The organism is Nesterenkonia salmonea, assembly GCF_005771525.1.
GTDB lineage: Bacteria > Actinomycetota > Actinomycetes > Actinomycetales > Micrococcaceae > Nesterenkonia > Nesterenkonia salmonea.
Genome location: NZ_VAVZ01000001.1, coordinates 84,328 through 106,192 on the forward strand (window position 1 = coordinate 84,328; position 21,865 = coordinate 106,192).

At 61.0% G+C, this 21,865-nt stretch carries 21 protein-coding genes; 4 read left to right on the forward strand and 17 right to left on the reverse strand.

The window, feature by feature from the left end; all coding sequences use genetic code 11:
- From ndk to ileS, 4 genes are read right to left on the reverse strand one after another with little or no spacing between them, the layout of a single operon-like run.
- The gene (gene ndk, locus FEF26_RS00345) at positions 1-414 is read right to left on the reverse strand and encodes a nucleoside-diphosphate kinase (RefSeq protein WP_138251546.1); all 414 of its coding nucleotides are present in this window, start codon (positions 412-414) and stop codon (positions 1-3) included.
- Positions 411-917 (reverse strand): DUF4233 domain-containing protein, encoded by a 507-nt coding sequence (locus tag FEF26_RS00350; RefSeq protein WP_138251547.1) that lies wholly within the window; start codon positions 915-917, stop codon positions 411-413. The genes ndk and FEF26_RS00350 overlap by 4 nt, the downstream gene beginning before the upstream one ends.
- Positions 917-2,335: a bifunctional folylpolyglutamate synthase/dihydrofolate synthase gene (locus tag FEF26_RS00355; protein ID WP_138251548.1), complete on the reverse strand. Its 1,419-nt coding sequence runs from the start codon at positions 2,333-2,335 to the stop codon at positions 917-919. The genes FEF26_RS00350 and FEF26_RS00355 overlap by 1 nt, the downstream gene beginning before the upstream one ends.
- Positions 2,328-5,648: an isoleucine--tRNA ligase gene (gene ileS, locus FEF26_RS00360; protein ID WP_138251549.1), complete on the reverse strand. Its 3,321-nt coding sequence runs from the start codon at positions 5,646-5,648 to the stop codon at positions 2,328-2,330. The genes FEF26_RS00355 and ileS overlap by 8 nt, the downstream gene beginning before the upstream one ends.
- A 407-nt stretch (positions 5,649-6,055) precedes the next feature.
- Between ileS and FEF26_RS00365 the strand changes: the two genes are divergently transcribed.
- Positions 6,056-6,766, forward strand: a complete 711-nt coding sequence (locus FEF26_RS00365) for an MgtC/SapB family protein (protein WP_138251550.1) — start codon at positions 6,056-6,058, stop codon at positions 6,764-6,766.
- A 109-nt stretch (positions 6,767-6,875) separates the two neighbouring features.
- On the opposite strand, the gene valS is transcribed toward FEF26_RS00365, so the two are convergent.
- Positions 6,876-9,509, reverse strand: coding sequence for a valine--tRNA ligase (gene valS / locus FEF26_RS00370; RefSeq protein WP_138251551.1), 2,634 nt, complete (start codon positions 9,507-9,509; stop codon positions 6,876-6,878).
- Positions 9,510-9,603: 94 nt separating this feature from the next.
- On the opposite strand from valS, the gene FEF26_RS00375 reads away from it, so the two are divergent.
- Entirely contained in the window at positions 9,604-10,365 is a 762-nt protein-coding gene (locus FEF26_RS00375; RefSeq protein ID WP_138251552.1) for an SDR family oxidoreductase, read from the forward strand.
- A 111-nt stretch (positions 10,366-10,476) separates the two neighbouring features.
- On the opposite strand, the gene FEF26_RS00380 is transcribed toward FEF26_RS00375, so the two are convergent.
- The 11 genes from FEF26_RS00380 to FEF26_RS00430 all read right to left on the reverse strand — a co-directional run bounded on the left by FEF26_RS00380 (position 10,477) and on the right by FEF26_RS00430 (position 18,907).
- On the reverse strand, positions 10,477-11,076 hold the full coding sequence (locus FEF26_RS00380) for a DsbA family protein (RefSeq protein ID WP_138251553.1): 600 nt from the start codon (positions 11,074-11,076) through the stop codon (positions 10,477-10,479).
- A gap of 70 nt (positions 11,077-11,146) precedes the next feature.
- Positions 11,147-12,589, reverse strand: coding sequence for a mycothione reductase (locus FEF26_RS00385; protein ID WP_138251554.1), 1,443 nt, complete (start codon positions 12,587-12,589; stop codon positions 11,147-11,149).
- Entirely contained in the window at positions 12,586-13,392 is an 807-nt protein-coding gene (locus FEF26_RS00390; RefSeq protein WP_138251555.1) for a ParA family protein, read from the reverse strand. The genes FEF26_RS00385 and FEF26_RS00390 overlap by 4 nt, the downstream gene beginning before the upstream one ends.
- A gap of 71 nt (positions 13,393-13,463) precedes the next feature.
- Positions 13,464-13,793: a putative quinol monooxygenase gene (locus tag FEF26_RS00395; RefSeq protein WP_138251556.1), complete on the reverse strand. Its 330-nt coding sequence runs from the start codon at positions 13,791-13,793 to the stop codon at positions 13,464-13,466.
- Between the two features lie 62 nt (positions 13,794-13,855).
- Positions 13,856-14,464, reverse strand: a complete 609-nt coding sequence (locus tag FEF26_RS00400) for a MerR family transcriptional regulator (protein WP_424991709.1) — start codon at positions 14,462-14,464, stop codon at positions 13,856-13,858.
- 107 nt (positions 14,465-14,571) lie between these two features.
- Positions 14,572-15,129 (reverse strand): bifunctional nuclease family protein, encoded by a 558-nt coding sequence (locus FEF26_RS00405; RefSeq protein WP_138251557.1) that lies wholly within the window; start codon positions 15,127-15,129, stop codon positions 14,572-14,574.
- A 45-nt stretch (positions 15,130-15,174) separates the two neighbouring features.
- Entirely contained in the window at positions 15,175-15,930 is a 756-nt protein-coding gene (ftsR, locus tag FEF26_RS00410; protein WP_138251558.1) for a transcriptional regulator FtsR, read from the reverse strand.
- A gap of 98 nt (positions 15,931-16,028) precedes the next feature.
- The gene (locus tag FEF26_RS00415; protein ID WP_138251605.1) at positions 16,029-16,490 is read right to left on the reverse strand and encodes an FHA domain-containing protein; all 462 of its coding nucleotides are present in this window, start codon (positions 16,488-16,490) and stop codon (positions 16,029-16,031) included.
- 92 nt (positions 16,491-16,582) lie between these two features.
- Positions 16,583-16,969: a glycine cleavage system protein GcvH gene (gene gcvH / locus FEF26_RS00420; protein ID WP_138251559.1), complete on the reverse strand. Its 387-nt coding sequence runs from the start codon at positions 16,967-16,969 to the stop codon at positions 16,583-16,585.
- A gap of 82 nt (positions 16,970-17,051) precedes the next feature.
- On the reverse strand, positions 17,052-17,735 hold the full coding sequence (locus FEF26_RS00425) for a response regulator (protein ID WP_243730319.1): 684 nt from the start codon (positions 17,733-17,735) through the stop codon (positions 17,052-17,054).
- Positions 17,732-18,907, reverse strand: a complete 1,176-nt coding sequence (locus FEF26_RS00430; RefSeq protein WP_138251560.1) for a sensor histidine kinase — start codon at positions 18,905-18,907, stop codon at positions 17,732-17,734. The genes FEF26_RS00425 and FEF26_RS00430 overlap by 4 nt, the downstream gene beginning before the upstream one ends.
- Positions 18,908-19,016: 109 nt before the next feature.
- Here FEF26_RS00430 and FEF26_RS00435 point away from each other — a divergent pair, with 109 nt between their 5' ends.
- Both FEF26_RS00435 and FEF26_RS00440 read left to right on the forward strand, forming a co-directional pair.
- Positions 19,017-19,772, forward strand: coding sequence for an ABC transporter ATP-binding protein (locus tag FEF26_RS00435; RefSeq protein WP_138251561.1), 756 nt, complete (start codon positions 19,017-19,019; stop codon positions 19,770-19,772).
- Positions 19,769-20,554 (forward strand): ABC transporter permease, encoded by a 786-nt coding sequence (locus tag FEF26_RS00440; protein ID WP_138251562.1) that lies wholly within the window; start codon positions 19,769-19,771, stop codon positions 20,552-20,554. Before FEF26_RS00435 ends, FEF26_RS00440 begins: the two co-directional genes overlap by 4 nt.
- Before the next feature lie 13 nt (positions 20,555-20,567).
- Here FEF26_RS00440 and FEF26_RS00445 read toward each other — a convergent pair whose 3' ends face one another.
- Positions 20,568-21,833, reverse strand: coding sequence for an ABC transporter ATP-binding protein (locus FEF26_RS00445; RefSeq protein WP_138251563.1), 1,266 nt, complete (start codon positions 21,831-21,833; stop codon positions 20,568-20,570).
- Between the last annotated feature and the right edge of the window lie 32 nt (positions 21,834-21,865).

Here is a 21,865-nt window from a genome sequence, read left to right on the forward strand (position 1 = left end):
TCAGCCGAACCAGATGCTGATTTCGCGTTCAGCGCTCTCTACTGAATCCGAACCATGCACGAGGTTCTTTTGGACCTTCTCACCCCAGTCTCGACCCAGATCGCCGCGGATCGTCCCCGGAGCTGCTGTGGTCGGGTCGGTCTGTCCTGCAAGTGAGCGGAATCCTTTGATGACGTCGTTTCCCTCGACGACGGCGGCCACAATGGGCCCTGAAAGCATGAAGTCGACCAGAGGCTGGTAGAACGGTTTGCCTTCATGTTCGGCGTAGTGGGCAGCCAACTGATCTGGAGCGGCATCGGATTTGGTCAACTGAGCGATGACGTAAGCCTTAGCTTCAATGCGGCGCAGGATCTCCCCCGTCAGGCCCCGCTGCACTCCGTCAGGTTTGATGAGCACCAATGTGCGTTCAGTCATGATGATTTCTCCTCATTGTCATCTGCGCCAGCGCCAGGTTCGTCTGCCTCGACCTGCGCAGCAAGTTCTTCTTCCGCTTTCCATCTTTCCATCTTTTCCACGTCCACCTGGGCACCCCTCGAGACGGCGTACCACCAGCAGGCAGTGAATGCCAGGCCCGGGAGCAGCGCCAGCGGCACGATCAGACCTTCCGAGGTAATCGCTGCCACGCCCACGAAGCTGGCCACCATGATGACCTGCATCACCCATCCAGCGGGATAGCCGAAGGGCCGGTGGAGGACAGCGCATAGCGCGACGCACAGAATGGCCACCACACATGCGCCAGCGAAAATCCACCAGGCGTACCATTCATTCTGGTTCAGACCCCAGGCTGCGAGGCCGAAGAAGAACATCAGTGCTGCTTCCAGGCAGAGCACTGTGGAGGCGAACAGGGCCTTCACCGATCGCGGCGGCCGAACTTGGCCCGGCTCCCATTCCCGCTGGGCGCGTGTCTGCCATGCCATCAGAGTTCACCTTCCACAGCGTCAGCGTCGGGGATGCCCGTGTCGACGGCGCCGAAGAGAGCCCGCGCCTCGCCGACCACGGTGATGGAACCGGTGACGAGGATCCCGCCCGTCTCAGTGGCGCCGTCCTCGTCGGTGCGTGCCACAGCCCAACTGATGGCCTCATCGAGCCGTTCGGTGCTGTGGATGTCTCCCTCCTGGAAACCAGCATCCAGAGCGAGTTCCGCCAGATCAGCGGCGGGGATAGCTCGTGGTGAGGTGGACGCGGTGAAACAGACTGCGCTGGCGAGCTCGCTGTACTGCTCGAACAGCTCTCTCAGCATCGCGCGGGCGTCCTTGTCCTGCAGAATTCCGACGACGAGAACGAGCCCAGTCACCCCGAAACTCTCTTTCAGCGCCTGAGCGCTGGCCTCAATGCCCGCCGGGTTGTGGGCGGCGTCGACGATGATGGCCGGCGCCGACCGCAGAGTCTCCAGCCGCCCGGGTGAGGTGACGTGCTCGCAGGCGGTCCTCAGGTTTTCCAGTGCGAGCTCCCGCTCCCCTCCCCCGAGGAACGCTTCTAGGGCTGCCACTGCTAAGGCGAAGTTCTCTGCCTGATGGGCTCCCAGCAACGGCAACATCAAGTCGGGGTAGCGACCTGCGAGCCCCTGAACGGTGACCTGCTGCCCTCCCACACCGGGGAGTCGGGATTCTACGCCGAACTCGACTCCTTCGAATCGGAAGGGCACCCCAGCCGTCTGAGCGGCTTCCAATAGGACATCGGCGGCGTCGCGCTCCTGGGCTGCGGAGATGAGGAACCCACCAGACTTGATGATCCCGGCTTTTTCCTCGGCGATTTCTTCCACCGTCTCGCCCAGCATCGCAGTGTGGTCCAAGCTGATGGGACCGATCACCTGCACTGCCGCATCGGCCACATTGGTAGCGTCCCAAGAACCACCCAACCCCACCTCGATGACCATGACGTCCACCGGTTCATCGGCAAAGATCGCGAACGCCAGCACGGTCAGCAGCTCGAACAGTGTCAGCGGGGTCTCCCCCTGCTCGACGAGCTCCTGATCGACAAACCCGATATGGGGTCTGATCTCATCCCAGATTCTGACGAAGGTCTCATCGGTGACCGGTTTGCCGTCGATGGCGATTCGTTCGGTCACTTTGCCCATATGTGGTGAGCTGTATCGGCCCACACGCAGGTCATGGGCCAGCAGCCCTGCCTCAATCATTCGTGCGGTCGAGGTCTTGCCGTTGGTGCCGCCGACGTGGATGACCGGGGCAGTGCGCTGGGGTTCACCGAGAACGTCCATGGCCCTCTGCATCGGTTCGAGTCGGGGCCTCATGTCTGACTCGGGGGCGCGAGCGAGCATCTCAGCGTAGATGCTCTCCACTGAGAATTCGTCAACTGGTTGTTCTGGATCAGGCATGGGACCCCTCAATCACGACGACGCTGGCACGGGTGCTCTCGGTCTCTTCACCGGCTACGAGATTCAACTCCACTGTCAGCGTCTCAGCTTTCACGAGCTCCGCATGAGCCTCCACCGCTTCGATCACCGCAGGAGAAGCAGTCAGTGTGGTCGCAATGCGATCGGAGACCTGCAGGTCTTCGTCCTTACGGGCAGCTTGGACAGTGCGGATGACATCACGGGCGGTGCCTTCGGCAATCAGCTCCTCGCTCAGCCGAGTGTCCAGTACCAAGAACCCTTGACCGGCACCTAAGGCTTTCTCCAGGACTGTTACGGCCTTGTCTCCGAGCTCCTCCGAGACTGTGGTCGTCAGCGTGTATTCGCCTTCTTTCAGCTCCAGCCCGCCAGCTGTGACAACTCCGTCGGAGACAGACCAGTCACCAGATTTAGCGCCCCGGATGGCGTGCTGGACCTCTTTGCCCAGACGTGGCCCCGCGACCCTGGCGTTGACCACCAGCTGCTGACCAATGCCGTACTGCTCAGCAGAGACTTCTTGCGTGTCCAGGAGCTCCACCTGTTTGATGTTCAGCTCATCAGCGATGATCTGCTCATAGGTTCCTGCCAGGGACTGAGCGTCCGGGACCACCACGGTCAATGTGGCCAGCGGTTGCCGCACCCGTCGCTTGGCCTGCTTCCGCAGGGCAGAGCCTGCGGAGGTCACCACTCGGGTGAGGTCCATCAGCTCCACCGCACGCTCATCGCGGACATAACGTGCCGGGTCCGGCCAGTCTGCCAAGTGCACGCTGCGCCCTCCGGTGAGTCCACGCCACACTTCCTCAGAGACGAGGGGCAGCAGCGGCGCTGCCACACGAGTGAAGGTCTCCAGCACGGTGTACAGCACGTCGTAGGCGGTGAAGTCCTCGTCATAGAACCTCTGCCGTGAACGGCGGATGTACCAGTTAGTCAGCAGATCGGCGAACCGGCGCAAGGCCTCGCAGGCCCGCGAGACGTCGAAATCGTCCAGGGCATCGGTGGCTTCGCGAACCAAATCTCCCGTGGCAGCCAAGATGTAGTGGTCCAAGGGGGTGAGTAGGGCGTCGTCGTTCTCAACCGGTTTGGCCAGATATCCGGCTCCCTGTTTGGCGGAGTTGGCGTAGAGCGCGAAGAAATGCCAGACGTTCCACATGGGCAGCAGCACCTGGCGGACGCCCTCACGGATCCCTTCCTCGGTGACCACAAGGTTGCCGCCCCTAAGGATGGGCGAGCTCATCAGGAACCAGCGCATGGCATCTGATCCGTCGCGGTCGAAGACCTCGTTGACATCCGGGTAGTTCTGCAGCGATTTGGACATCTTCTGCCCATCGGATCCCAGCACAATCCCGTGGCTGATGACATTGCTGAAACCTGGCCGGTCGAAGAGTGCCGTGGCCAGGATGTGCATGGTGTAGAACCAACCGCGGGTCTGGCCGATGTACTCCACGATGAAGTCTGCTGGGTTATGGCTGTCGAACCAGCTGGCGTTCTCGAATGGGTAGTGCACCTGTGCGAAGGGCATGGAGCCGGAGTCGAACCAGACATCCAGCACGTCCTCTACCCTGCGCATGGTCGAGTTTCCGGTCGGGTCGTCGGGGTTGGGCCGAGTGAGCTGATCGATCCATGGCCGGTGCAGGTCCGGCTCTCCGGCGGCATTGCGCGGGTAGTCTCCGAAGGCTTCCTTGAGCTCGTCCAAGGAACCGTAGACCTCGGTACGCGGATAGTTCGGGTCATCCGAAGCCCACACTGGGATGGGGCTGCCCCAGTAGCGGTTGCGGGAGATCGACCAGTCTCGGGCGTTCTCCAACCACTTGCCGAACTGGCCGTGCTTCACATTGTCAGGGATCCAGTTGATGTCTTCGTTGAGCTCCAGCATGCGTTGCTTGATCTGTGTGACAGCGACGTACCAGGAGGTGACCGCCTTGTACATCAACGGGGTGCGGCAGCGCCAGCAATGCGGATACGAGTGCACATAGGACTGCTCACGCACCAGGCGCCCATCTGCTTTGAGCCGGTTGATGATGGGGCGGTTGGCCTCGAAGACCTGAACGCCGGCGATCTCCGCCAATGGTGTGTCCCCCTGCGGCGTGGGTTCAGCGAACATCGGAAGGAACTGCGCAGCGGCATCGACGGAGAGGATCACCGGAATTCCGGCCTCCTCCGAGGACCTTTGGTCTTCCTCACCGTAGGCCGAGGCCTGGTGGACGATGCCTGTGCCGTCTGTTGTGGTGATGTAGTCCTCGATGAGCACCCGCCAGGCATTCTGAGTGCCCCAGGCTTCGGTATCGGCGTAGTAGTGCCATAGCGGCTCGTACTCCAGTTGGGCGAGGTCCTTGCCCACGTAACGGCCCACCACGGCCGCCTGGGCAGCTTCAGCGGCGGAGACCTCGTCATGGTCGGCGAAGCCCAAGTCCTGGGCGTAGGCTCCCACCAGGTCCGCGGCGATCATATGCCGACCCGGCAGCGGCCCGTCAGCTGGGGCCTCGACGACGGCGTATTCGATCTCTGGTCCCACCGCGACGGAGAAGTTGGTGGGGAGGGTCCACGGGGTCGTAGTCCAGGCAAGAAGGTTCACTCCACGCAGTTGGTCCCCCAACGCACCACCCCCAGTGATGGGGAATGTCACGGTGACTGAGGGGTCCTGCCGGTCCTTGTACACCTCATCGTCCATGCGCAGCTCGTGGTTGGACAGGGGCGTTTCATCCTTCCAGCAATAGGGCAGAACGCGGAACCCCTGATACGTCAGGCCCTTTTCGTGGAGCTGCTTGAACGCCCAGATGACTGACTCCATAAACTCAACGTTGAGTGTTTTGTAGTCATTCTCGAAGTCCACCCAGCGCGCCTGGCGCTTGACGTAGGCCGACCATTCATTGGTGAACTTCAGCACATTTGAGCGGCAGGCATCGTTGAAGTGTTCAATGCCCATGGCCTCGATCTCGGCCTTATCTGCCATGCCAAGATCTTTCATGGCGGAGAGCTCAGCGGGCAGACCGTGGGTATCCCAGCCGAAACGACGCTCTACTCGCTTACCGCGCATGGTCTGGTAGCGGGGCACCAGGTCCTTCACGTACCCAGTGAGCAGGTGACCGTAGTGCGGCAGACCATTGGCGAAGGGCGGGCCGTCGTAGAAGACGAACTCGTCATCCTCGGGCCGGGACTCGACAGAGGCTTTGAAGGTACCGTCTGCTTCCCAGTACTTCAGGATGCGCTCCTCAATCTCCGGGAAGCGCACAGAATTTTGGACCGCGCCCTGGGCGGCAGAGGTCGCGCGCGGATACGTGGGAGAGGCGTTCTCAGTCATGAAGGTCATCCTGGTGCATAGCTGTGGCCGGTTCGGCAAGGACGCCTGGTGCAGAAGAGGACTCCTACCCGCGTGCGCGGTACCACCTTGCTTGCTGAAACCCCGATGGTCACACCGGACATTCCAGCCACTTCATGACTGCTATGACGGGCTTACCCGTCCGGTTCTACTGCGGGGAAGACAGTCAGTCTCTCCCCGGTTCTTCCGGAAGCTCACCGGTGATGGCCGGATCGTAGCTGCTGTTGAGGATTCTACGCGAAACACCAGACCCAGCCCAATCGCTCCGACTGGTTGAGTCTGCCGATAAAGCGGGCCATCTGCACCCATTTTGGCGACAGAATCGGCCCGTCAGCGAGGTCGGCACGACCTTCAGGCTGGCTCAAGCCTGGGAGCCTACCGTGAGACGCATGAACATTGACCTGATACCTGACACGCTTGCCACTGAAGCCACTCTCCTGGCCTGCGCGTTCGTCCTCTCTGCTGTGGTGGGCTTGGAACGAGAACTGGGACAGAAGTCAGCCGGCGCCCGCACCCACATATTAGTGGGGCTCGGTTCTGCGCTGTTCACACTCGTCTCCGCCTACGGGTTCTCCCACCTGCTGGGTGAAGACGTGATCTTGGACCCCTCGCGCATTGCTGCACAGATCGTCTCCGGCATCGGCTTCATCGGGGCCGGAGTGATCTTCGTCCGCCAGAACATTGTCTCGGGGCTCACCACGGCTGGATCCATCTGGGTCACCGCAGCAGTCGGTATGGCCTGCGGTGCCGGGATGCCGCTTATCGCCGCACTGACAGTGATCTTCTACCTACTGGCTGTCACGATTGTGACCCGGCTGGCGAAGAAAATCCCGAAGCGCGGCCGCACCCACCGGTACGAGGTCCGCTACCAGGACGGTCGGGGCATTCTGCGTGACGTGCTCACGGCAGCCTCAGGACTTGGCTATGAGGTGGCTCTGAACCGAACGCGGCGCAAGGAAAGCGAGGACGAGGGCGCGGTGGTGGACGCCCAGCTGAGTTTCTCGCGCTCTCAGTACCTCTCCCCCGATCAACTCCATCGCCGACTCAGTGAGTTGGAAGGTGTGCTGGAGGTCCGCGCAGTGGAGGCCGACAACGACTGATCACCACAGTCGAGCAGAGAGTCCGGAGTATCGGGCACACCGACCTCAGCGCCGCGTCCTGAGCCGCTGAGGTCGGTGCATGTTCCGCGCCAGCCGGGTCTCAAGCGGGCTACGCCTGGACCGGCTCCGCGAGCGACACGTCAGATACGCGCATTTCAGTGGCGTCCTGAACCGAGCTTTCCACGTGCAGCACCTGGGATTTGGTGGCCGCGCGCAGATCCTCCAATGCCGACCGAACAGCTTCGGTACTGTGCTCTGAACCAGTGATCCGTGCTGAGATAATCTCCGTGCGCTGTTTGACTTTGGCCTCAGCCTTCGCCCGGCGCAGACTGGTCAGCGCCTCGGCGACCGCATCCAGCACATCAGCAGACCCCGCCACAGCGTCCAAGTCTGACGCCTGAGGCCAGCTCACCCCATGCACAGAACCGCTCCGCCACCACCGCCATACCTCATCGGTGGCGAATGGGAGCACGGGAGCGAACAGGCGTAGCAACTTATCCAGCGCCGTAGCGAGTGTGGCACGCACTGAGGCCTGAGCCTGCTCGCCCTGAGCACCGTAGGCCCGGTCTTTGACCAACTCCACGTAGTCGTCAGTGAAGGCCCAGAAGAAACTCTCTGTCAGATTCAGCGCACGAGCGTAGTCGTAGTTGTCGAAATGATCGGTGGCTTGCTGAATGACCACGCGAAGTTTGGCAAGAAGTGCCTGGTCCAACGGTTCAGTGATGGCCGCGTCGTCGCTTCCGGAGCCCACAATATGCTCTTCCGTCACGCCCATGCCGAAGGCAAACTTGGACACGTTGAGCAGCTTGATCGCCAAACGACGGCCGATCTTCATTTGGCTGATCTCGTAAGCCGTATCGGCGCCCAACTTTGCTGATGCTGCCCAATACCGCACAGCGTCAGCGCCGAACTGCTCCAGCGGCTCATTGGGCACCACAACATTGCCCTTGGACTTAGACATCTTCTTCCGGTCCGGGTCCAAGATCCAACCGGAAATAGCGGTATTGGTCCACGGCACCGAGTCATGCAGCGAGTTGGCGCGCACCACACTGGAGAACAACCAGGTGCGGATAATGTCATGCCCCTGGGGACGCAGATCGAAGGGAAAGACCCGGTTGAACAGATCTGGGTCGCGCTCCCATTTCCCTGCAATCTGAGGTGTCAGGGACGACGTCGCCCAGGTGTCCAGCACATCAGGCTCACCCATAAATCCGCCCGGTTCGCCGCGCTGCGACTCAGCGAAACCCGGGGCAGGTTCGGAGGCCGGGTCTACAGGAAGCTTTTCCTCCTCAGGCAGGATCGGGTGGTCATAATCGGGCTCTGCGTCGCTGTTGAGCGGGTACCACACGGGGATCGGCACACCGAAGAACCTCTGGCGTGAGATGAGCCAGTCTCCGTTAAGGCCCTCCACCCAGTTTTCATACCTGGAACGCATAAAAGACGGGTTCCAGGTGATCTTGCGACCTCGTTCAACAAGCTGGTCCCGGCGGTCAGCATCACGACCACCGTTCCGGATGTACCACTGGCGCGACGTCACCACTTCTAGTGGCTTATCACCCTTCTCATAGAAGTGGACTGCATGGGTAATCTTTTCCGGCTCAGCGCGAAGCAGATCGCCCGACTGCAGGAGCTCAATCACGGCCTCTTTGGCGGAGTGAACCGTTTTGCCTGCCAGCTGCTGATAGTTTTCCCGGCCCTGCTCGGAGGTGATCCACTCAGGCGTGTCACCGGTGAAACGCCCCTCACGGCCGATCAGCGCCCGGGTGGGAAGGTTCAGCTCCCGCCACCATGTCACGTCAGTCATGTCGCCGAAGGTGCAGATCATTGCGATGCCCGAACCCTTCTCAGGGTCGGCCAAAGTGTGGGCCTTCACCGGCACCTCAACTCCAAAGAGCGGGGAGGTCACGGTTTTGCCGAACAGGTGTTTGTAACGCTCATCCTCCGGGTGGGCGACCAGGGCCACGCACGAGGGCAGCAACTCCGGCCGGGTTGTAGCGATGATGACCTCGTTGCCGGACTCGTCAGTGAAGGGGTAGCGGTAGTAGGCCCCCGGGCGTTCTTTGGCTTCCAGCTCCGCCTGAGCAACAGCCGTCCGGAAGGTTACATCCCACAGCGTGGGCGCTTCGGCCGTGTAGGCATTGCCGGAGCGCACATCACGAAGGAATGCCCGCTGGGAGGCTGTGCGCGAGTGGTCGTCGATGGTGCGGTAGGTCTGCCGCCAGTCCACTGAGAGTCCGAGCGTGGTGAACAGGTCCTCGAAGATTTTCTCGTCCTCGACGGTGAGCGTCTCACACAGTTCGATGAAGTTGCGCCGGGAGATCATGTCCCAGTCGCGCTGGTTCTTGGCAGGCTTCTCCGGCGGTGTGTAGTCCGGGTCGTAGGGCTTGGTGGGGTCGCAGCGCACACCGTAGTAGTTCTGGACGCGACGCTCAGTCGGCAGACCATTGTCATCCCAGCCCAGCGGGTAGAAGACCTTCTTTCCGCGCATCCGCTGGAAACGAGCCACCACATCAGTCTGGGTGTACGAAAACATGTGGCCTACGTGCAGTGATCCGGAGGCAGTCGGCGGTGGTGTGTCGATGGAGTACACCTGGTCCCGGGCAGCGCTGTCGTCGAAGTGAAAGAGCTGCTCCTCGGCCCAAGCAGTGTTGAGCTTGCGCTCCAGTCCCTCCAAAGCTGGCTTGTCGGGGACTTCCGGGTTCTTGTATGCGGGCGCGTCCGTGCCCTTTATGTTTTCGGCCATGGGCCCATTCTGCCACGCATGAAAAAGGTGCTGGTCCGTCTCACATGTCGGAAATGCTGCCCACAGACTCGCGGCTACTGACTAGTCTGTCCCCATGAACATTGAATCCTCTTCCCGCCGCGCACTCGTCACTGGAGCTTCCTCCGGAATCGGCGCTGCCACCGCTCTCCGCCTGACTTCCGAGGGTTGGCAAGTCTTTGCCGTAGCTCGCCGGGCTGAAAAGTTGGAGCACCTTGCCGAGCAGGAGGGCATTGTTCCCGTGGTCTGTGATGTGACCGACGCCGGCCAGGTAGCGTCCCTGCTGGAAACGGTCACCGAGGCTGGGGGAATCGACACGCTTATCAACAATGCCGGTGGCGCACTCGGGGTGGACTCAGTCGCTCAGAGCAGCGCGGAGGATTGGCGTTGGATGTACGAAGTCAATGTCTTGGGCACCCTGAACGTCACTCAAGCTTTCCTGCCGATGCTCCGGGCCCATGGTGAGGGAACAGTGCTGAATCTGACATCCACCGCCGGCACGGTGGCGTATGAGGGCGGTGCCGGGTACAACGCTGCGAAGTTCGGTCAGCATTCACTCACCAGCGTCCTCAGGCTGGAAGAAGCTGAGCACAATATCCGGGTCATCGAGGTCCAGCCCGGAATGGTCCGCACAGATGAGTTCGCCGCAAAGAGGATGAGGGGCGACGCCGCGGCGGCTGAGAAGGTCTATGCCGGTGTGGAGAAGCCCTTGGTCGCGGAGGACGTCGCTGAGATCATCACCCACGCGGTGACAGTCCCACACCATGTAAACCTCGATCAGATTGTGGTCAGACCTGTGGCGCAGGCTGCTCAGCACAAGGTGATTCGCAAAGGCTGAGCCCCAGTAGGCAGGCGCCTGCACTCGGACGTCCAGGTCCCAATCAGAACAGAAAGAGCCCCGACCCGGAGCACTTCGTATGCAACAGGTCGGGGCTCTTCGCCGTGTGAATCAGCCGAACTGTGGGCCTTCAGTGCGTGAGCGCTTCAGCTCAAAGAAGTAGGGGTACTCCGCCAACGCCACGGCACCGTCGAAGATCTTCCCGGCGTCCTCGCCGGTGGGTACCCGCGTGATGACCGGGCCGAAGAACGCGGTGCCGGCGAATGCCACGATCGGCGTGCCAACATCCTGACCCACCTGGGAGATTCCGGCATCATGAGAGGTGCGCATTGCGTCGTCGTAGGTGTCTGTCTTGGCACCATCAACTAGGGACTCGTCTTCACCGATCTCGGCAAGTGCGCGGCGTGAAGCCGCTTCGAAGTCTCGGTGTCCGTTGACGTGAATGTCGTGACCGATGGCGGTGTAGAAGTCGCCGATCTTCTCCGGAGCTGTTTGAGCCACGGCCATCGAGGTGCGTGCCGGGATCCAACGCGCCAGAACGTCGTCGTCTTCAGTGGGTGCTGGGTTCTTGTCCTCATTGAGCACACCCAGGCTCATGACGTTCCACTTCACCTCGATATCGCGGACCTTCTCCACTTCAATAATCCAGCGGGAGGTCGCGTAGGCGAAGGGGCAGATGGGGTCAAACCAGAAGTCAACGCGCTCAGCCATGAGGTGGTCCTTTCAATCAGCGTACAGAGATTCCTCCCATGCCAACCCTGATGAGACCGAAGTCATTCCTTTACAGCGGAGGCTCTGCCGGAATCGGGACCTCCAGGCCGAGCAGGGCGTTCTCTGTGACTTCCATCAGGGCCGGGTGAATCCAGTATTGACCTCGGGCGGCGGTGTAGGCGTCCTGACCGAAGCTCATAGCGTGGACGATCGGCTGGATGAGGTTCGAGGACTGGTACCCGATGGCATGAGCACCCAAGATGTGACCATCCCGACGGTCAGCAATGACCTTCATGATTCCCGTCTGGTCTTCCATGGCCCAGCCGTAGGCGGTGTCCCCGTAGCGCTGAGTCTTGACGGTCAGGTGCTCAGCACCGATCTGCTCTGCAGCTTGGGCTTCGGTGAGGCCCACAACGGCAATCTCAGGGTGGGAGAAGATTGCCGCAGGGATGGCTTCGTGACGCACACGCCGTAGATGCTGTGGGTTCTCCAGGTTGTGCGCCGCAACGCGCGCTTCATGGTTGGCCACGTGTTTGAGCATGGGAGCAGACGAGATGTCTCCGATGGCGTAGACGCCCTCGACTGGCTCTCCGTCTATCTGGACTCGGAGGTACTCATCCACTGCGATCCGACCGTCAGGGTGAAGGTCAAGCCCTGCATCTGCCGCTCCTACCGAATCGCTGTTGGGCACCCGCCCGATGGCAATGAGCACCGTGTCAGCCTGCACCTCTTCGGCACGGCCGTCTGAGGTCACCAGCTGGGCGGTGACTCCGCCGTGGGCGTCTTCGACGATGCCCGCGAGGGTCCTTTGGTAGCGAACTGACCAGTTCGCTTCCGCCTGGGCGGAGTAGGCCTCGGAGATCTCCTGATCCAGCTGGTTCATCAACCCGACGCTGCGGTTGATCTGAGTCACCTCTGATCCGAGTCCGGAGAAGATGCCCGCGAATTCACAGGCGATATACCCGCCCCCGACGATCAGTATTCTCCTTGGAAGTTCGTCGATGCGCATGATGGTATCCGAGGTGTGGACCTGTGGGAGCTCAATACCTGGCACATCTGGAAGCACCGGGCGGGAACCAGCGGCGATGACCATCTGCTCAGCGGTGACCTCGTTACCTGAGGTGGTGCGGAAAGACCGGGGACTGGTCAGCGTGACACGCTCCGCAATGAGGTCCACATTCTCCAAACGGTCACGGTAGTCGCGTCCGCCGGCGGAGATCGCATCAATCCGGCTGAAGATGCGGTCCCTGATAGCTGGCCAATCGGCGTGTTCGGTGGTCATCGTGACGCCGAGACGTGCCGCCTCCTCCGGGGCCCTCGCCAGGGCAGCGGGGCGGACATACATCTTGGTGGGGATGCACCCGACGTTGAGGCAGGTTCCGCCGAAAGCCCCGGTGGACGGGATTCCCTGATCAGCCAGGGCAACCCGTTTCTGGTCCCAGTAGGGAGTGATCAAAGAGTTCCCAGAGCCGGAGCCAATGATCGCGAGGTCATAGGGTCCCACAGGGTTCATGAGGACAGGTTCTTAGCTGGAACGAGCTGCTTGATGAGTTCATCGAAGCTCTTAGCCATATCGCGCACCTGATCACCTGGCCACTGGTGAACGGGATAGGCCGCCCCCTGGATCTGCTGCCAGTGGGGGTTCTCCTCCAGCACGGGAAGCATGAGCTTATCAGCGTAGAGCCGTTCCATTTCCAGCAGCCGGTATTCGTGTTCGGCGGAGTCAGCCCGGGCCCTGTTGACGACGACGCCGGCTTGAGTCAGCTGGGGGGCGAACTCGTTGGAGAACATTCTGATGGCACGCATGGTCCGCTCGGTGCCCGCGACGGAGAAGAGGGAAGGTTCGGCAACGAGCAATACTTGGTGGGACGCCGCCCAGGCGATTCTGGTGAGTCCGGAGAGTGAGGGCGGGCAGTCGACCAGCACCAGGTCATACCCGCTGAGGCCGTCAACGAGGCTTTTGAGCCGTTTCATATCCCGTGGGCGAATATCGGGGCGGTCGAACGTCGCGGAGAGCGCGGAGCCCACCACAACGTCTAGCACAGCGGTTTTCTGCTTTTCCGGGTCCAGAAGGTCCAGCCAACCTGACCGGACTACATGGTCAGCGATCTTCGCCTTACGTGACTCTTTCAGCAGTTGGCCGGCCTCGCGTCCTGTACCCCGGGCAACGCTGAGGCCTGTAGTGGCGTCGGCGTGCGGGTCAAGGTCAATCACGAGGGTCTTGACGCCTCTGTTGAGGGCCGCTGACGCCAAACCCATGGTGACCGAGGTCTTGCCGACCCCGCCTTTCAGACTGGACACACTGAGAATCTGCACGGTTTCATCCTAATGCTGAAGACGGCCACGCAGGAGGACCTGCGTGGAAAGGGCGGGGGTTTGACAGGTGGCTAGGACACTTTCATCTCGCCCATCTCATCCCATCCCTCGGCCTCGACCGTCTGGGAGATGATGCGCGGGGTGGCGGCCAGTGCATTGTGCATAGGTCCGTCTGGATCAATTGCTGCCTGAAAGTGATCAGAAGTCACGTGGGCTTCTGCTGCGTCATCGTCGAAGCCCTCGACCAGCACAAACTCGTTGGGGTCCTCTACGCCGCGGGACCATTCGAAGAATTTGTTCCCGGGCTCGGCACGTGTGGCTTCAGTGAACTCCCGAACAATCTGGGGCCACTGGTCGGCGTGCGAGGGCTTGACGGGGAACTTGACGACAATAAGGATCATCGGCGCGGACCTTCCCTGTAGTGGTGACGTTGGCGTGAACCTGAGTTATGCGGCCATGGCAGTCATGACGCCTGCTGGCGCTTGGCCCGAAGCCGAGAGAACTCATCCATAGCGGTCGCCACGGATGGTTCTTCCGACACCGCCTCAGGGGCTTCACTGCGCTCACGGGGTAGTTCGGCGAGACTGCCTTCGACTTCACGCCAGACACGACCGACGGCGATTCCGAACACTCCCTGTCCACCCTGGACGAGGTCGATCACCTCATCGGTGGAGGTACATTCGTAGACGCTCGCTCCGTCAGACATCAGCGTAATCTCAGCGAGGTCTTCCACTCCGCGTTCACGCAAGTGTTCGATCGCCGCACGGATCTGCTGCAGGGAAACCCCAGTGTCCAGCAGCCGCTTGACGACCTTGAGAACCAGAACGTCCCGGAATGAGTAGAGCCTGGCGGATCCGGATCCGGAGGCATTGCGCAACGTTGGCTCAACGAGCTTAGTACGAGCCCAGTAGTCCAGCTGACGGTAGGTGATACCGGCCGCCGAACACGCAACCGGTCCCCGGTATCCCATGTCCTCATCCAGGTCAGGTAAACCGTCGTTGAACAGGGTGTCCTGAGCCGGGGGGCAGGAGTGGTGTCGGGTGCGCGGTAGTTCAGCGCGTTGGTCCTTCACTCAGGCACCTCTCTGGTGGTGTGCGTCACGTCGTATCGGATCACTGTGGCCAGTCTATCCGCGTCGAGTCTTCTTGTGGTGGCAGGAGCCCTCAGTCTCGGCGTGTCTCATGACCTGCCGAAGTCTTCGGGGTCGGCATCGCTGAGGTACTTCTGAAATTCGCGAATCTCATCCTCTGAGATAGGACCTTTGCCTGCCAGGTGCTCAGCTTCAGCCCTGGCTGCGGGCGTGGGCTCGCTCTGCGAGGTCTTATAGCGAGGAGTCACGGAGACCGCTTCCAGCGTTGAGCGGGCCATAGTGACCGGGCATTGGGCGCGCACAGCCACCGCGATAGCGTCAGAGGCTCGCGCGTCAATGGTGTTGCCGGTGTTGAGCCGGACATAGCCCGCGTAGGTACTCATATCGAGAAGTCTGATCTCAACGGCAGCGATACCCCTGCCGAAGCTCTCCAGCACGTTAGTGAGCAGATCGTGCGTCATGGGACGAGGAGGGACTTCTCCCTGGAGAGCTCGCGCCACAGCAGCGGCCTCAGCTGGGCCGACGACGACGGCCACATGGAACGTCTCTGTGCCAGGTTCGGCACCGCGCAGAATCAGCACAGGTTGATTGTTGGGCAGCTCAACACGAACACCCATCACCTCTAGTCGAACCTGCGCATCATCCATTATTCAAGTGTATGCCTGTCGAGCCGGCCGAGGAGTCCAGTGTCCTCAACGACGGTCGATTTTCTCCACTGCCGCGTCCATGATGGAGGCGCGCAGCTCTTTGAGGCACTGCAGCATTTCTTTCGAGGATTCAGCGACTCGCGCACGCGCCGCAGCGTCTTTCCGAGCTGCCTGCGGGGCCATGGCGCGTCCTATGAGATCAAGCTCGGCGTCAGCGGATCGGCGAAGTGTCACCAGGTGTTTTGGCTCCAACCCGTAGCGCGCCAAGACTCGGACAGCTTTCACCGCTTTGAGGTCATGATGACTGTAGTTGCCCTGGGCGTCCGCCGTGATGATGCGGAATTTCTCCAGAGTGTCGAGCATGCCGCGGGTCGCTCCCGAGAGGGCGCGCAGTTCTTTGCGGCTCATTGGACGGCTGCGCCCCGTGATCTGTGCGGCCATCTCTCCCGTGACCTCACGAGGGCCGACAGGAGCTGACTCTGGGAGCGCTTCGGGCTTCTCCCCCACGTCTATGGCGTCCATTGTTTGCTTAATGACGTCCAATGGCATGTACCGGTCGCGCTGCAGCGCAAGGATGAAGCGCAGGCGTTCGACGTCGGCTGCGGAGTACTTACGGTAACCCGATTGGGTTCGCGCGGGCTCCACGAGGTCGCGTTCTTCCAGGAACCTCAGTTTCGATGCTGAGAGATCCGGAAATTCGCGCTGTAGTTCACGCAGCACTTCAGAGATGGTGAAGACATGGGAATTGGCAGGCCCGGCCTTCTCAGCCGGCTTAGGCTGACGAGCAGGTGTTGCACTCACGGGCGCATCCTCTTTCAGGTTCAGGGGAAGGAAAGAAGTCAGCCTCAGAATAACGTGCGAATCGCCGAAGTCCGATCATTTGTCCATTGCCGGAGGTTTCAGTCGCCTCCGGAGTAGAACGTGAGGCGGAATTTGCCGACCTGAACTTCGTCGCTTGTGGTGAGTGTGTAGTGATCTACACGGTCATGATTGACGTAGGTTCCGTTGAGGCTGCCGAGGTCCTCGACGTCGAAACCACGCTCATCCCGGTTGATCTTCACATGGCGCCGAGAGACGGTCACATCGTCGAGGAAGATGTCTGCCTCGGGGTGGCGACCCACGATGGTTTCGTCTTTATCGAGGAGGAAACGCGCGCCCTGGTTCGCCCCGGTGTGGGCTATGAGCAGGGCGGAGTTCTTGGGCAGGGCGCTGATGGCAGCGATGTCCTGCTCCGAGAGGTTGGCTTCCGGTGGGCCAGTGTTCGCCGGTGGCAGCGCAATGGAGGTTGACTCCGCCGCGCTCTCCGGGGCGGAATGCTGATGGTCGTTCGGCTCAGTCACCAGTCCCTCCTCTCTATGCATAGTGGGGTGCGGTGGCACCTGAGATCTTGACGGATATTCTGGTCGATTCAGGACCGAACCCCGGGTAACAACTATATAACAGGCTGCCCAGTTCAGCCCACTTGCTGGGTGTAGTCCTCCGCGCTGAGGAGGTCGTCAATCCCGGAGGCGTCTGCGAGCTTCACTTCGAAGAGCCATCCGGCGCCGTAGGGGTCGGAATTGATGACCTGGGGCTTGTCGTCGAGCTCTTCGTTGACAGCGGTGATTTCACCTGCCACGGGGGCGAAGATGTCCGAGACCGACTTTGTGGACTCCACCTCTCCGACCACGTCGCCGGCCGCGACGGTGGCCCCCACTTCTGGGTGCTCTACGTACACCACTTCACCGAGGGCATCTTGTGCGAAGTCCGTGATGCCGATGCGCACCACACCCTCGGCTTCGGCTGAGGAAATCCACTCGTGCTCTGCGCTGTACTTCAGCTCGGCGGGGATGCTGCTCATCGTGTGGGCTCCTTCGAAGTGGCGGGAGAAACGTGTACCGAGGACAACTTAGCACCCTGTCGGGCGTGTCGCAGGCCCGTGGTCATCCCAGGATGCCTTCGCGGATCGCGCGCAGCACAGCATTGGTGCGATCCCGAGCCCCGAGCTTGATCAGGATCGACGAGATGTGGTTCTTGACAGTCCCCTCTGCCAAGTGGATCAGCTCTGCGACCTGCCGGTTCGAATATCCTTCAGCGACCAGACGAAGCACCTCCACTTCACGCTCCGTGAGGCGTTCAACGACTAGGCCGGCAGCCCCTGTCGGAGGCGGAGAGGCCCGGATCGCTCGCACCAGCCGGTCTGTGATGGAGGGGGCGATGAGCGTGCCACCGTTGGCGAGTGCATGGACTGCCTGAGCGAGTTGGTCTACGGTGACGTCTTTGAGCAGATAGCCGCGGGCTCCGGCGCGGAGGGCATCGAGCACCAGAGTGTCGTCGTCGAAAGTGGTCAGCACCAGCACGGGGATGTCACAGCTCTGCTCCTGGAGCTTGTGAAGAAGCCACAAGCCGTCGTACTTCGGCATGCGCAGATCCAGCAGAACCACCTGAGGGGCGCTCGTTTCGATTGCGGCGAGCGCTTCTGAGCCGTCGCCTGCTTCTGCCACCACGTTGATCCCGCCGAGTTCCAGTAATGTGCGAATCCCATGGCGCACCAGCGTTTGGTCATCGACTACGAGAACGCGCACCGACGGCGCAGTCATGCTGTCGGTGAGGTCGTGCTCACTCAATCGGTGGCCTGCTCTCCAGTTGGCGCTGTACCAAGTGGCACGCCGTGGAGACAAGGTAACCGGACTTCCACCGTGAAGTGCGGCGAACTGGTGATGCTGAGTCGGCCTCCGAGAAGTTCGACCCGCTCCCGCAGTCCGTTGAGACCATGACCGGGGGTGATGGTCTTCGGTGCCAGGCCGTCGTTGGAGCCGGAGAGCACTATGTGTGAGTCTTCCTGGGTGAGAACCAGGGATAGCTCGCGGGCTTCTGAGTGTTTAACGGTGTTGGTGATGATCTCCTGGGCGGCGCGCACCAGAGCAGCGCTCTGTTGGTCGTCAAGGGCGGCCGCACCAGAGGTCTCTACGTGGATCTCCAGGGAGGGAACAGCTGCTGCAAGCCGCTCCAGATGGCCTTGCACGTCGCCCTGTTCTGTCTCGCGCAACTCGCCTACCGTGTTGCGCACATCAGCCAGGAGGTGCTTAGCCACTTGGGCGGCTTGGTCGACATGCTCGGCGACGGATTGCGCCTGTGTGGTTGTCGACAGACGGTGTTTGGCCGCTTCCAGCTCCAGATTTAGGACTGTGAGCTGATGCCCCACCGCGTCATGAAGCTCCCGGGAAATGCGCAACCGCTCCGCGGTCTTGGCAGAGTCTTCCAGGAGGACGCTCGCCGCTTCGAGCTCAACGTTCTTCTGTTCCAGTTCTGCCCTCAGCGTCGTCTCTCGCCACAGTGCGAAGGTACTGAAGACCGCCGCTAAGTGAATGAACGCGTAGAACACAGTACTGGCGACGGATTCCACCAGGTCCACACCGTGGATCAGCTGCTGGATGACAAGCGCCAACAAATTGAGCACGACGACGCCCAACACTACGGGAATCGAGAGGAGATAACTGCCCACTGCTGCGATGACCACCAGGATCACGGCCAACATGCCCTGGTGAGGCATGGTGAGCAGCAGCGCCCAGGAACTGAGAAGCGCAGCAGAGTAGAGCGCCAGCTGGTGCCGACGGGAGAAGATCCCGCTAGCAGCGACGAACACGCTGACGAGGCAACCGAGCAATAACAGCACCCAGGCCCATATCGGGATAAACGGCTCAGAGCCGGCGAAGAGTGATAGCACACCAATACCCAGGCAGAGCACCAGAATGGCTGCACCTGAATATTCTTCCAAGCGGCGGTGGTCAAGGGTCATCACCGCAAGCTTACTGAGTCCTTGATGGCCGCTGCAGTGCCGAAAGTCATGGCGAGCCTAGTGACTGTTGGCACAGGTGATGCCTGTCGCATCCGAGAAGACTGGGGCCATGTCAAGCAGAAGCTCGCGCATAGCCATCACAGCTGACCGCCTGGTGAAGCGTTATAAAAAGAAGACCGCGGTCAACGACATCAGTCTGGAAATCCACCATGGTGAGACCTTCGGCATTCTCGGCGCCAATGGCGCAGGAAAGACGACCACTGTGGAGATGCTCGCTGGGCTTCGCACTCCCACTGAAGGCACAGTGCGGATCTGGGGGCTTGATCCCTTAGCCGACCGGGCCAGAGTGCGACAGATCCTCGGGGTCCAATTGCAGCAGGCGTACATGCATGGAGCCCTCACTGCCCGCGAGTTGGTGGACCTCTACCGGAGTTTCTACCCGAATCCACTAGATGCAGAGCAGGCTCTGGCGATGGTGGACCTCCTGGATAAGGCAAAAACCAAGTTCGACAACCTCTCGGGAGGTCAGATGCAACGACTTTCCATAGCCTTGGCGCTCATAGGCCAACCCCAAGTGGTGATCCTCGATGAGCTCACCACAGGCCTGGACCCCAGAGCCCGGCGCCGAATCTGGGCCACGATCGAGGCGCTGGAGGAACAGACGGTCATCCTGGTCAGTCACGCAATGGATGAGGTGGAGCGGCTCTGCAACCGGGTGGCTCTGATCGACGCCGGGCGCATCATCGCCCTGGGTTCACCTCAGGAGCTGCGCGAAAAAGCAGGGGCCGCCACACTGGAGGACGCCTTCGTGTCGCTGACCGGAAAACAGATCCACGACGAGGAGAACGAGGATTCAACACTATGACTTCACCAGCTGACACACACATTGAGCCACGAAGGCCTGGGGCGGTGGCTTGGCTCCGGCTAACCCAGGCTGAGGCGCGGATGACTGTCCGGGATACCGCTGGTCTGGTGGTTCCTTTGGGACTGCCACTGCTGATCTTGGTGATGCAGGCTATCTCATTCGACGACGTGAACCAGCAGTTGCCTTCTGGCGTCACGGTCTTGTCATACTACTTGCTCCCCGTGGTGGTAACGCTGGTCATCGCCACGATTGCTGTGATCAATATGCCCAGCTTCCTTGCTATGTACCGCAAGACTAAGGTGCTGCGGCGCCTCGCGGTGACCCCGGCCTCCCCAGCGATGCTCCTGGTCGCGCAGATGGTCGTGAGCTTTATCCAGGTCCTGGTAGGAATCGGCGTCGCCTACGGGGTGGCTGTGCTGTTCTTCGGCGCAAGCCTTCCACAGTCGCCCCTCACCGCGGCTGCGGTGCTCCTTGCCGCCTGCGCGGCGATGTATGGCGTGGGCATGATTGTTGCTTCGGTCTCTCCTACACCGAACTCGGCTGTGGCCATTGGGCTGATCGCATTCTTTGGGCTGGCAGCTTTGGGCGGAATGTTCGGTCCGGTGGAGAACCTACCTGATTCGTTGCAGCAGGTCGCCGGTTGGCTGCCCTTCGCCTCGGCGGTGGAGGCGTTCCAGCACGCATGGGTCGCCGAGGCTGTGCCTGCGCAGAATTGGACAGTACTCGTTCTGAGCGCGGTGGTCGGCGCTGCGGTGGCTGCCGCGTTGTTCAGGTGGGAATGAGGCCCTTTCGTGGCTACTTCTGGGCCTTGGCCGCCGACATCTCCCGCTCTCGTTTGCGGTCTTCGGCTGCCAACCGAGTGAGTTCTGCGCCGGCCTCCGCGTCGCGTGTGAGGTTCTCCCCCGTGGCAGGATCGAAGAGGTGGATTCTTCGGGTATCCACCCACAGATCGGTGGAGTCTCCGCCGCGCACTCGCGACATAGCGTCCAGAGCGACGACCAGCTGGGTACGTAGGTCATCTGAGTCCATATCCTGAGCGAGGCTCTGGAGTGTGTCGACCACTCGAGGGTCGTTTTCGTAGCTGATGTAACCGTATTGCTCGTTGCCCAACCACTCGACGTGCGTCAGTTCGGCTGTCACCACAGATCCACGGCCTCGTTTGTGCTCGTCCACTGTTGAGGCTTCTGCGAAGAACTCGGGACGTATACCTGCCAGCACAATGTCTTTGCCTTGTCCGGCCGCGGCAATATGCTCTGGAAGCTCAATCTCTCCTAGTGGGGTGTTCAGACACATCGACCCGGTCGAGCTGCGCTCCACTGTCCCGGGTAGGAAGTTCATGGACGGCGCACCGATGAAGCCGGCAACGAAGAGGTTGGCTGGCTGCTCGTAGAGCTCGCGGGGTGAAGCGATCTGCTGCAGTAGTCCTTTCTTCAACACCGCCACTCGATCGCCGAGTGTCATCGCTTCGGTCTGATCGTGGGTGACGTACACACTGGTGGTGTTGAGGTTGCGCTGCAGCTGCGAAATTTCTGCCCGCATCTGGCCGCGCAGTTTGGCGTCGAGGTTGCTGAGCGGCTCGTCGAAGAGAAAAGCGTTGGCTTCCCGGACGATCGCCCGGCCCATGGCGACACGTTGGCGCTGACCACCGGAGAGATTCGCTGGTTTCCGGTCTAGGTGTTCGGTCAGCTCCAGCATTCCTGCTGCTTTCTGGACCTTTTCCTCGACATCGGATTCACTGAATTTTCCTTTGGCCAGGCGCATGGGGAAGGCGATGTTTTCGTAGACCGTCAGATGCGGGTAGAGCGCATAGTTCTGGAACACCATTGCCAGATTGCGTTCACGAGGTGGCTTGTCGTTGACTCGCTGTCCGTCGATCAGCATGTCACCGGAGGTGATGTCTTCCAGCCCCACGATCATCCGCAGCAGGGTGGATTTGCCACATCCTGAGGGGCCCACGAGGATCACAAACTCCCCATCCTCGATATCTATTGAAATATCGTTGACAGCCGGGAAGCCGTCGTCGTACTCCTTGACGATATTCTTCATCGTGATCGATGCCATGAGTCGTTTCCTTTCCTTGGCCCTTGACAGCC

Coding starts and splice junctions, on each gene's coding strand:
- FEF26_RS00355 (WP_138251548.1), bottom strand. CDS start 2,335: ATGCCTGATCCAGAACAACCAGTTGACGAATTCTCAGTGGAGAGCATC.
- FEF26_RS00435 (WP_138251561.1), top strand. CDS start 19,017: ATGTCAAGCAGAAGCTCGCGCATAGCCATCACAGCTGACCGCCTGGTG.
- FEF26_RS00415 (WP_138251605.1), bottom strand. CDS start 16,490: ATGCATAGAGAGGAGGGACTGGTGACTGAGCCGAACGACCATCAGCAT.
- FEF26_RS00375 (WP_138251552.1), top strand. CDS start 9,604: ATGAACATTGAATCCTCTTCCCGCCGCGCACTCGTCACTGGAGCTTCC.
- FEF26_RS00385 (WP_138251554.1), bottom strand. CDS start 12,589: ATGAACCCTGTGGGACCCTATGACCTCGCGATCATTGGCTCCGGCTCT.
- gcvH (WP_138251559.1), bottom strand. CDS start 16,969: ATGAGCAGCATCCCCGCCGAGCTGAAGTACAGCGCAGAGCACGAGTGG.
- FEF26_RS00440 (WP_138251562.1), top strand. CDS start 19,769: ATGACTTCACCAGCTGACACACACATTGAGCCACGAAGGCCTGGGGCG.
- valS (WP_138251551.1), bottom strand. CDS start 9,509: ATGGCCGAAAACATAAAGGGCACGGACGCGCCCGCATACAAGAACCCG.
- FEF26_RS00365 (WP_138251550.1), top strand. CDS start 6,056: ATGAACATTGACCTGATACCTGACACGCTTGCCACTGAAGCCACTCTC.
- FEF26_RS00405 (WP_138251557.1), bottom strand. CDS start 15,129: ATGGATGATGCGCAGGTTCGACTAGAGGTGATGGGTGTTCGTGTTGAG.
- ileS (WP_138251549.1), bottom strand. CDS start 5,648: ATGACTGAGAACGCCTCTCCCACGTATCCGCGCGCGACCTCTGCCGCC.
- FEF26_RS00380 (WP_138251553.1), bottom strand. CDS start 11,076: ATGGCTGAGCGCGTTGACTTCTGGTTTGACCCCATCTGCCCCTTCGCC.
- FEF26_RS00395 (WP_138251556.1), bottom strand. CDS start 13,793: ATGATCCTTATTGTCGTCAAGTTCCCCGTCAAGCCCTCGCACGCCGAC.
- ndk (WP_138251546.1), bottom strand. CDS start 414: ATGACTGAACGCACATTGGTGCTCATCAAACCTGACGGAGTGCAGCGG.
- FEF26_RS00445 (WP_138251563.1), bottom strand. CDS start 21,833: ATGGCATCGATCACGATGAAGAATATCGTCAAGGAGTACGACGACGGC.
- FEF26_RS00350 (WP_138251547.1), bottom strand. CDS start 917: ATGGCATGGCAGACACGCGCCCAGCGGGAATGGGAGCCGGGCCAAGTT.
- FEF26_RS00430 (WP_138251560.1), bottom strand. CDS start 18,907: ATGACCCTTGACCACCGCCGCTTGGAAGAATATTCAGGTGCAGCCATT.